Here is a 10291-nt window from a genome sequence, read left to right on the forward strand (position 1 = left end):
TTCATAATCAACACGCTTGGTATGGTCAATTACTATTTGACCGAAAACTAACCGCAAGTTTCAAGCAAGTGAAGGCGAATAAAGGTGCAGGTGGAGTCGATGGTGAGACGATTGAAAGTTACGAGGCAAATCTCGAAACAAATATCTTTGACCTACTTGATAGTTTAAGAAGAAAAGAATACAAATCAAGTCCCGTCAGACGTGTGTACATTCCTAAAAAGGATGGAAAAAAAGAGACCGCTTGGAATCCCGACCATTGAAGACCGCATTGTTCAACAAAGTCTGGTCGACATTCTCCAGCCGAAGTTTGAAGAAAGGCTCTTCCATAATTGGTCGGTTGGTTATCGTCCGAATCGAGGGGTAAAGCGTGCCTTGCAAATTATCCTTTGGAATATTGAATCGGGATATAATTATTTACGATGCGGATATTAAAGGTTTCTTTGACAATATTCCGCATAAAAGTTTGATGAAGGTATTGAAGAAGTTCGTTTCCGATAGAACAGCACTTTGTCTGATTGAACAATTTCTCCATTCTGGATACATGGAAGACGGGAAAGTCCTTGATATTGAATCTGGAACACCGCAAGGTGGTGTCATTTCGCCGTTACTTGCTAATGTTTATTTGAATGAACTTGATTGGGAACTTGACTTACACGGATTGCGGTTCGTACGTTATGCAGATGATTTTCTTATTTTCGCAAAAAGTAAAGAAGACATTCAACGTGCCATTACAATTACTAAAACTAAGTTAGCAGAATTAGGATTAGAAATTGCGGAAGGAAAGACTAGAGTAGTGGATTTCAAAAAGGAAGACTTTGATTTCCTAGGCTTTACTTTTCAGCATTGGCAATTGAACGAGAAAGGGAAATCTGTATTCTTTGTATTGCCAAAGGAAGAATCCATTAAAGATTTTCGTCTCAAAATCAAGCGGAAGACACCCAAGATACTAACTCTCGACAAAGAGGAATGGATTAACCGTGTAAATCCTATTATAAGAGGAAAGGTAAATTATTATTCTCTTGTAGTCCAAGCTATTCAGGAAAATACGGAACTTGGTCAGAAAAGTCACTGTGTGACGAGGAAAATCCGGAGGATTTTAGATTCTTTAGATGGATATATTCGTAGGCGACTTCGGGTGGCTTTCATTCATGAACATCCAAGTCAAATCAAAGAGTACAAGATGCGTTATAAATGGAACAATGAGTTCTTCATTTCGCTCAAATTAGTTCCGAGTTTATGGCTTTATCTAAACAAAGCCTATGACATGACACTTGAAGATTTCGCGAGGGATAAGAAAAATAATGCAAAACGAAAATACGAATTAAAGAAACGCCGTGCAAAAGAAAAAGGCGTAGAGCTTTTTACTTCTCTAAGCCTTCAGAAAATGCGTAATGCCTGGAATGCATAACACTCTTGAGTTTTGTAACATATTGGTAAGCCGTATGCCTAAATAGGGCACGTGCGGTTTGATAAGGGGGAAGCCATGAAAATGGTTTCCCTACTTTATTATAAGGACCTCATGATCTAGTCTTCCGTTTTTAATACCCTATTAAGACCAGATAATTCCGTTTTACTGAGTAAAGACATGAAAAAGTGGCACCTTTCCTTGAGGTGAGCCACTTCTTGTTCAATTAGAGAGCATAGTCATATTCATCAAGACCGAATTTAGCGTAATAACCAATTTGAAGACGGGTCAAGGCAACTCAAATCGTTCAAGTCATCCGCTTTTGAATTTCCATATAGTTTTGAGTGAAAACAAGATGTTCTTCAACGATAGGTACCACCCAGATTGAATTTAGATAACATAACTAATCGAATCAGAGGATTAATAGAAATTAATTGATAAAATACTTTTATAACTAAAAGTTTTGCGATAGATATGATATCAATATTATTTAAGATATTGTGGGACAAGAAGAGCAAACGATATCCTAATTTATATTTTTTTTACTCTTGGTCTTTAATGACATAATGCATATTAATTAGCGTTGCCAAAAGTCGGTGTACAGTTACTTTTGAGTAAGTTCACTTTTTCAGCCAATCGGGTGATTTGAATTCAATCAGGGTATTCTGACAACGTTACCAAAAGATTTAACGCCCGTTCTACTGATTGGACATTCGACCTCGTACACATCTTTTTCTTGTTTGCAGATGTTTCTGAACATAGATCATCAAACAAACTTCTTAATTATCATAAGTTCCTTTTCTCACTTTGGAAAATATTTAATACTTGTTCAAAATTTAATTATCTAATAATTTGAAAAACTATTGAAATTAGTTTTTTACAAATATATAATATAATTTATGGAACAGAGTTCTACTATGTGGAACACAACAGTTTCTAAATTGAATCTAAGTCAAGCGCGTTATGCTCACTAGTTACTGTTGAATAATTTGAGCTTACTTTTTACTAACTTAAGATGAACTATAAAATTTCATGAAATGTAATTCTAGTAGAGTCTTGGTGTAAAAATTTCTTGAGATTTTAGAGAGCAAAGAAAGAGGTCACAAAATGAAGTTAGCCATGATTGGTCTTGGCAAAATGGGCTATAACCTAGCGCTGAACTTATTGGAACATGGTCATGAAGTAGTAGCCCATGATTCAAACGTAATACAAATAGAAAAAATTGTTGCAGAGGGTGCTATTGGTGCGATTACTTTGGAAGAAGTTGTTCAAAATTTAGAAACACCACGTGTTTGTATATTACAAGTACCTCATGGCGAGATTACTGGAAGCGTTATCAATACATTGAAACTGATGTTAGATAAAGGTGATATTATCATTGATGGTGGAAATTCCAACTATCTTGAGTCCATGCAGTTTGGAAGAGAATTAATGGAATATGGGATACATTTTCTTGACTGCGGAACAAGCGGTGGGGTCGAAGCTGCCAAAGATGGATTGTGTATCATGATTGGGGGAAATCCGGAAGCATTCAAAATCGTTGAACCAGCACTTAAAGATATCTCGGTTGAAAATGGTTACATGTATACCGGGGAACTTGGTAGTGGTCACTTCCTAAAAATGATACACAATGGTATCGAGTATGGAATGATGCAGGCCATGGCTGAAGGATTTGAAATTCTTGAAAAAAGTGAATTTGACTATGACTTGGAAGCAGTAGCGAAAGTTTGGAACAATGGTTCTGTTATTCGTTCTTGGTTAATGGAACTAATTGAAAGTGCCTTCTCCAAGGACCCCAAATTGAATGAGATCAAAGGAATCATGCATTCTTCCGGAAGTGGGAAATGGTCCGTCGAAACAGCAATGAATTTGCAAGTTCCGGCACCGGTTATCACGATGTCACTCCTGATGCGTTACCGTTCTTTGGAGGAAAATACCTTTACTGGCAAAGTAGTTGCTGCACTTCGCAATGAATTCGGTGGCCATGAGGTTGTAAAAAAATAATTTTAGAAATCAAAAGTAGATTTAAATATTTTCGTAGTAGCAATGTTGGTATATGATGCAATTAAAGAGGTTTATAAAGTAATAGCTATGAAGTGAAAAAAATCGACACATTAAAGTAGATGTTATTTTATGATATTGCATCACAGTTATTGAACTTTTTCTACACTAGTTACCATATTGTACTCGGGTACACTGCCAGTGGAGTTTTAGCGAAGGAATTAATTACTTCTCTAGACTCATTTTCATTAGTGTCGGTTCCATTTTTTTATCCTTGCTGGTGAAATCATGTGTAAGGGTGACATTGTTGTTCATAACGTTTATTCCTAAACTTGTATTACTATTCCTTTGATTTAGTGTATAAGGACTATAAATAAAAAGGTTGGATTTGATGAAAAATTTAGATGTGTTTACTTTTGGAGAGACTATGATCCTATTTCAACCGGAACAAATGATGTCTCTCGAATATGTGCACCAATTTCCAAAACGCATTGGTGGTGCAGAATCGAACGTGGCAATTGGATTAAGCAGACTAGGCCATTCTGTAGGATGGTTTAGTAAACTTGGTGATGACCCGTTCGGTCGTTACATTCAAAAATATGTACGAGGGGAAGGGGTCGACACTTCTTCTTGCCTGTATACGGATAAAGCACCGACAGGACTTATATTCAAAGAGCAATTGTCTCCGGAAGATATGAATGTATATTATTACCGTAAGAATTCTGCGGCAAGTTTGATGGTACCTGAAGATTTGGATGAAAAGTACATCGCACAGGCAAAAATCCTACATATCAGCGGTATCACACCAGCATTAAGTGAAACGTGTTATCAAACTGTGATGCGTGCGATTGAGATTGCAAAACAAAACAGCACGATGATAGTATTTGATCCTAATCTGCGATTGAAACTTTGGACAGCTGAAAGAGCGAAACAAGTATTCAACGAGATTGCTATCAGCTCTGATGTCATCCTCCCAGGACTTGATGAAGGTCAATTAATGACCGGGAAGACAGACGTGAAAGAAGTGGCAGAGACTTTGATGGGTGACTCAGATAAAACCATTATCATCAAGCTTGGCAATAATGGTGCTTACTTGCATACGAAAAACGAGAAGGCATATATTGAAGGCTTTCCTGTTAAACAGATTGTCGACCCAGTTGGTGCAGGAGACGGATTTGCAGCGGGAATCATCAGTGGGATATTACGACAAGAACCGCTATCTACCGTGGTCAGACGAGCAAATGCCGTTGGAGCAATAGTAGTTGGAGTTATTGGTGATGTTGAAGGTTTACCGACATTCGCTGCTGTGGAACAATTTATGAGACCAGCTGGTGATGCAAGAGACGTAAAACGCTAAATCAGAGGGGAGATCAAACATGATGAAATGGGAAAATTTAATTCGCCTTAAAGAATCGGGACTTATCGCTGTTATTCGTAGACCAAAAAAATCACAGATTCATTATATTGCTGAAGCCCTTGTTGAAGGTGGAACAGGAGCTCTTGAAATCACACTTGATACTCCAGGCGCATTGGAAATGATTAAAGAATTAAAAGAAAAATTCAATGAGCGAGTGCTTGTTGGTGCAGGTACTGTATTAGATGCTGTTTCAGCAAAAAGTGCAATTGATGCTGGATCAGATTTCATATTCTGTCCGAGCTTCGATATCGAAACCATTCAAATGACCAACCGTTACGGCAAGATTTCTATTCCGGGAGTCATGACACCGACGGAAATCGTTCAAGCATACTCTGCAGGAGCTGATTTGCTGAAGATATTCCCAGGGGCAGCTCTTGGTGAAGACTATATTAAAGATTTACAAGGTCCACTTGGGCATATTCCAATGATGCCTACTGGCGGTGTCAGCATCGACAATGTTGAAACATTCATCAAGAATGGGGCTGTGGCTGTTGGTGTAGGAGGTTCATTAGTGGACAGTAAAGCGGTTGCTGAAGAACGCTATGAAGTGCTAACAGAGACGTCAAAAGAGTTTATCAGAAGAATCCAAAATGCCAGAAGCAAGAATTAGACTGCCAAAGGACAAGCGCTGAATTAAAGCTGAAATCAAGGCATCCAAAAGGGAGTTACATTAACTGCTATGCAACGCTAGTGACTGGTAAAAAACTAATCAGTTTATTCACTAAAAATACAGAATAACTTTACTTGAAGCTGCAGGAAATGAATTTGATTAAATTGATACCTCATAAAATCTCATTTTTATGAATTTCCATAAATTTAGTGGTGCCACCCACAGCAATTTAAGGGGATATTTAGTCAAAAAAACATTAATTTTATCAACTATTTTTATTTATTCCTCAATTTGATCCCAAAATCGACCATGGGTGGCACCTTTTACTGGCGACCGTCAGGTTTTCACTTAAAACTATATAGTAAACCTAACAACGTCCAAAATTTCATCTTCGGACGTTTATTTTATGTAAAATATTCCAGTCTCTTCTTTCATCTCCCAAGGCGGTTTTATTAGTAGCATTAAATTTCTTTGATTAGTTTCGACTCCAGCAAGGCTTTTAAATAAAGGACTTAAAGAAAATTCCAATTTTAAATAGTGTCCCGGGGATTCAAACAATTATCTTCAGCTGTTTTCTCGTTCATTATGTCCAACAGAATAGGGAAATTTAATGATCCCCTTTATTCCCCTAAGGTAAATAAAGGTAAATCCTATAACAGTGTCGAATACTAAGATATAAATACATAATTTAGGGGTGAAGTGATGAGTCCTGGGAACATTGTTACCAGTTTTTTAAAGAGAATCACCATGATTTAGATAAACCAAAAGTTGTGGAGCATCCATGTTTACACCTGGCATTCTATTTAGCGAGTTGGGGGATGTTAAGAAATTCATTTTTACTGTAAAGGGATTATTTAATTGTAAATTGTCAACTCAAGTCGAACACGGTAAATAGTCCATGAATATCTCAAAAGCTGTGTTGTAGTTAAGCACTTTTCTTGGTATTTGATTGAAATTCAAGAGAAATTCGATTATTTCATTCTGGGTCATCTTACTGAAATCCGTTCCTTTTGGATAGGTTCTCCTGATTCGGTCGTTCGTATTTTCATTGGTTCCACGTTGACCAGGGGCACCAGGATCAGCGAAGTAGAGAGGTATTTCTAAAGCCTTTTCCACCTTAATCCATTGATGAAATTCCTTTCCTCTGTCAGCAGTGATGGATTTCACCATTTTCTTAGGAAGGTTTTTCAACAACGAAATGATAGCTTGAGATGCCGCAGCAGCCGATTTTGTGGGCAATTTTTGAATAATTGTGAATCTACTTGTGCGCTCTGTTGGGGTCAGAATCTGACTCTTATGAGCCTTGCCAATGATTGTATCCACTTCCCAGTGTCCTACTTGATTCCGGGGTGCATAACGGGTATGAATTTCTTTTAATTGAGGCATTTTCCCCCGTGTTTCTAATTCATTGTTTTTAAGCTTTTTCCCCTTACGAATGAACAACTTTTGCGATAAATTAAACAGACCAAGAGCAGCATAGCGATAGATGGTTGAAACACTAATAGTAAAGGGTTTCCCATGAATTTTACGATAGCGTTTTACAATGCTTTAAGGGGACCAGCCCAATTTTAAATGAGTGAGAATATGTTCGATTGCTTCATGATACAAAGTACGTTTACAACCACAGTTATCTCGCTTGGTCTCATAATCAAGCTGTGCCACAATAGCAGTATAAGGTGCAACGCGAGCTAGCTCATAATTGATGGTGCTTTTACTTCGATTTAACTGTCTAGCAATGTAGGAAAGAGACTTGCCATCCAGTATGTAAGCTTCGATAAATATGCGTTCCTGTGATACGATATGATGGTAGCTCATTAGGGACACTCCTTTAGTTGATTAGCGTTAACTACTGTGTACCCTAATGAGCTATTTTTTTATCAACCGTTCGACTTTAAATGATAATCTACAAATACATAAAGAATTTATTTAGAAAGCAGTCCCAGGGACAGAAACAAACAAACTTGTTTTGAGGATATAAAGTTTGAATTTCATCATGAGAATTTTTCTTTGGTGTTATACCACAAATAAAGTTAAAGCTAAAATCATTGATTTGTATAGTATTCACTTATTTTCCTCCTAAATTGAATACTCTATCTTATTTAATTAAGAGTAGCACATCCAAATTAATACAGATAGTATTGGAGTGTTGTGGTTGATTGGTGTGTTTGTAATATAATGTTCTTCTCGAAGAATATAACAACTGAACCAATGTCACAGGTGGAATGTTTCCGGAAATACTTTGTTTAAAAAGTAGACGAAGATAAACATAGTAATTCGCGTCCCAGGGGCAGAAAGAAAAATACCGTAAATTCTAGCGGGAAAAATCATACCTGCTAAATGTAATCCATATACGTATAAAAGACTTATACATAATAAGAGGTGTGAAAAATGAAGAATCAAAGAAGAGCCTCCAACTCTAGTTTGGAAAGAGTAAATGAACTCGAACTGAAACTAAAGGAAATGGAAGAGGTAGAAGAAGATCCCGCAAACAGCCATTTACAACAGAAGAAAACGCAGGTACGTAATAAACTAATGAATTTGAAAATCAAACTGGACACGGCAAGTGACAAAGAAAAGGATGACTATATTGGTGAAATAATGGAAACGGCTCTATATGCGAAAACTGGAAAGTCCCGGAATCCGCAAGCAGCTTTAGACACCTACAGCCAGATTATTCAGCTTGATCGGGAAAATCCAGATGCGTATTATCGTTATGCCTTCCTACATTACTCGAATCGTCACTGGTTAAAAGCAATTGACTATTTCCAAAGAGCTTTGGACAACCAAAGCAGAGATAAATCAAACTTGCCACTAGCCCAAGATCAAGTGATAAAAGCAAGACTGTTCATCGGTTATTGTGCTGCGCAAATTGCTAAGAAAGCTCTTCAAGAAGCAAATGAATTGGACACAGGAATATTTGATTTGCCAGCTGAAGGGATTAGTATTCAAGATTTATCAAATTGTCACGATACATTGTCTAGAGGGATTGTAGAAGAGTATTTGGTGTATTACGTGAAATAAATTTGGAATAGTAGTAAAAAGAATTAGATAAATGTCATTCATCTAGGCTAATTAAAAGTGAGGGAGTGTAATTTTGAATCGTACTGAGTTTTTGAAAATTCTTAAACAAATTATGGAAAGCGAAGAAGGGTGTACGACGAAAACTACAGCGAAAAAGGGGGAAGGGTTTGTTCTTTATAATCGTCACGGTATAAAGTGGGGGCAAATAGATACGAAAGAGAACTATGTCAGATTGGTGTTTGACTTAAAACCGGGTTCGCTATCGGAGAAAAGGTTTATTGATAACACAGGCCTATCAATTACACCTCCACGGAAACTACTTACAGGGTATCGTTATACAGTATCAAATAATGGTAAAGGTCATGATCAGCTAATTTTATTCTTGAAAGATGCGTTTTTGACAGAACAAACAGAAACATTAAATGACATTCTCATATATGTTAAAGAATTTGTCGCTCAATCAGGCTTTAAAAGTCAGCCAAGTAGGTAATATCTTTGTTCAATAATTGAAATATAGAGTTGGTTATATCATGAACGTAGATCAAATAGTGTCTGAATTACATGATATTTTTAATAAGTCGTTCATAATTTGTGTCCCAGGAAATGATTATTCACTAAAATGTATAAAATAAGAAACCACCAATCTACTGTAACCTGATTGGTGGTTTCTTCTGTATCATACACAAGAACCGGAATAGTCATTATGCACTAACCCCAGTGGATGACATCCCCTAGAACCAGATAAACTTTCAATTTGATAAAAGCTACATATATATGAAAAGAGATTTTTAATATTCGATTCACTAATTTATATATTACTCTCCCAAGGAAAATAAAGGTAAATTTGATAACATTGTCGAATACATAGATATAAATACATAATTTAGGGGTGAGTTGACAACCGTCGGTTCAAGTCATGGGAACATTGTTACAAGTTTTTTAAAGAAAATCACCATGATTTAGGTAGATATCTTCAATGAGTAATATATTAATTAACAGATTGTCGCATAAATCATTTATACAAATATTTTAATTGGAGGTATTAACATTGATTTTAAATCGCTTAAGTTCGAATGTTTTATATTTGCCAAGTGATATTGAAAGATATCGAACAACGTCTGCACAAAAAGAGAGAGAATCTATTAGGGATGATTTTGAGAGGGATTATGGTAGGGTGATACATTCCGCGGCTTTTAGAAGACTTCAGGGTAAAACTCAAGTTATCGGAATTGAAGAAGGGGATTTCCACCGTACTAGACTGACGCATTCAATGGAAGTAGCCCAAATTGCAAGAGGTATATGTATATTATTAAATAATAATTATAAAAAATTAATGAAAGATGGTCAGTTAGATACTTCTTTAATTGAGACTGCTTCATTAGCTCATGATCTCGGGCATCCTCCATTTGGTCATAAGGGTGAAAGGTCCCTCCATAAGAAAATGCGAGCGCATGGCCTTGGATTTGAAGGTAATGCACAGACATTTAGAATTCTAACAAGATTAGAAGGTAAGGATAATGGGCTAAATTTAACAAGAGGTTCCTTACTTTCAATTGTTAAGTATCCGGCGGTTATAACAGACGTAGAAAATCCAAATGTTTATCATGAAAGTAATGATTTTAAACCTCCTAAATCTAGTGTATATTCTGAGGATATTGATGTGTTCGAGTGGCTAATAAAAGACTTTACAGCGGATGAAAAAAAAAGTTTTATGTCGATTGAAAAAAAAAGGCTAGTTGTAAAATTAAATGCAACAGCTTAAAAGATGAAAAACCACAGATAAACCGTGTATGATTAAATTGTCAAAAAAATCATCAATACGGGAGGTTTATCTATG

Annotated in this window: 9 protein-coding genes and 1 pseudogene; 8 read left to right on the plus strand and 2 right to left on the minus strand. The window is 36.4% G+C overall.

Annotated features, from left to right (window positions below; translation table 11 throughout):
• The 5 genes and pseudogenes from B371_RS23855 to B371_RS0104575 form a co-directional block, all read left to right on the plus strand.
• Nucleotides 1–260: pseudogene (locus tag B371_RS23855) on the plus strand (hypothetical protein); the annotation flags it as partial.
• Nucleotides 261–367: 107 nt separating this feature from the next.
• Nucleotides 368–1408, plus strand: coding sequence for a reverse transcriptase domain-containing protein (locus B371_RS21285; protein ID WP_019413125.1), 1041 nt, complete (start codon nt 368–370; stop codon nt 1406–1408).
• Between the two features lie 1104 nt (nt 1409–2512).
• The gene (gene gnd, locus B371_RS0104565) at nt 2513–3409 is read left to right on the plus strand and encodes a phosphogluconate dehydrogenase (NAD(+)-dependent, decarboxylating) (protein WP_019413126.1); all 897 of its coding nucleotides are present in this window, start codon (nt 2513–2515) and stop codon (nt 3407–3409) included.
• A 388-nt stretch (nt 3410–3797) separates the two neighbouring features.
• Nucleotides 3798–4763 carry a sugar kinase gene (locus B371_RS0104570; RefSeq protein WP_019413127.1) on the plus strand — a complete coding sequence of 322 codons (966 nt, stop codon included), beginning with the start codon at nt 3798–3800 and terminating at the stop codon, nt 4761–4763.
• Between the two features lie 19 nt (nt 4764–4782).
• A complete protein-coding gene (locus B371_RS0104575; protein WP_019413128.1) occupies nt 4783–5433 on the plus strand; it encodes a bifunctional 4-hydroxy-2-oxoglutarate aldolase/2-dehydro-3-deoxy-phosphogluconate aldolase in 651 nt (216 codons plus the stop codon).
• Between the two features lie 873 nt (nt 5434–6306).
• Here B371_RS0104575 and B371_RS21290 read toward each other — a convergent pair.
• Both B371_RS21290 and B371_RS0104585 read right to left on the minus strand, forming a co-directional pair.
• Complete coding sequence (locus tag B371_RS21290; RefSeq protein WP_157185144.1) at nt 6307–6978, minus strand: IS30 family transposase; 672 nt, start codon at nt 6976–6978, stop codon at nt 6307–6309.
• 3 nt (nt 6979–6981) lie between these two features.
• Entirely contained in the window at nt 6982–7248 is a 267-nt protein-coding gene (locus B371_RS0104585; RefSeq protein WP_019413130.1) for a helix-turn-helix domain-containing protein, read from the minus strand.
• A 573-nt stretch (nt 7249–7821) separates the two neighbouring features.
• On the opposite strand from B371_RS0104585, the gene B371_RS0104595 reads away from it, so the two are divergent.
• From B371_RS0104595 to dgt, 3 genes are all read left to right on the plus strand, one after another.
• Nucleotides 7822–8454, plus strand: coding sequence for a tetratricopeptide repeat protein (locus B371_RS0104595; protein WP_019413132.1), 633 nt, complete (start codon nt 7822–7824; stop codon nt 8452–8454).
• Between the two features lie 73 nt (nt 8455–8527).
• Nucleotides 8528–8944 (plus strand): hypothetical protein, encoded by a 417-nt coding sequence (locus B371_RS0104600; RefSeq protein WP_019413133.1) that lies wholly within the window; start codon nt 8528–8530, stop codon nt 8942–8944.
• Between the two features lie 558 nt (nt 8945–9502).
• Nucleotides 9503–10216: a dGTP triphosphohydrolase gene (gene dgt, locus B371_RS21295; RefSeq protein WP_019413134.1), complete on the plus strand. Its 714-nt coding sequence runs from the start codon at nt 9503–9505 to the stop codon at nt 10214–10216.
• Nucleotides 10217–10291 lie beyond the last annotated feature (75 nt).

It is taken from the genome of Paenisporosarcina sp. TG20, assembly GCF_000286315.1.
Lineage (GTDB): Bacteria > Bacillota > Bacilli > Bacillales_A > Planococcaceae > Paenisporosarcina.

Bases quoted from the DNA above. Each gene is read 5' to 3' on its own strand.
- B371_RS0104585 (WP_019413130.1), bottom strand. From the start codon at position 7,248: ATGAGCTACCATCATATCGTATCACAGGAACGCATATTTATCGAAGCT.
- B371_RS0104595 (WP_019413132.1), top strand. From the start codon at position 7,822: ATGAAGAATCAAAGAAGAGCCTCCAACTCTAGTTTGGAAAGAGTAAAT.
- B371_RS0104570 (WP_019413127.1), top strand. From the start codon at position 3,798: ATGAAAAATTTAGATGTGTTTACTTTTGGAGAGACTATGATCCTATTT.
- gnd (WP_019413126.1), top strand. From the start codon at position 2,513: ATGAAGTTAGCCATGATTGGTCTTGGCAAAATGGGCTATAACCTAGCG.
- B371_RS0104575 (WP_019413128.1), top strand. From the start codon at position 4,783: ATGATGAAATGGGAAAATTTAATTCGCCTTAAAGAATCGGGACTTATC.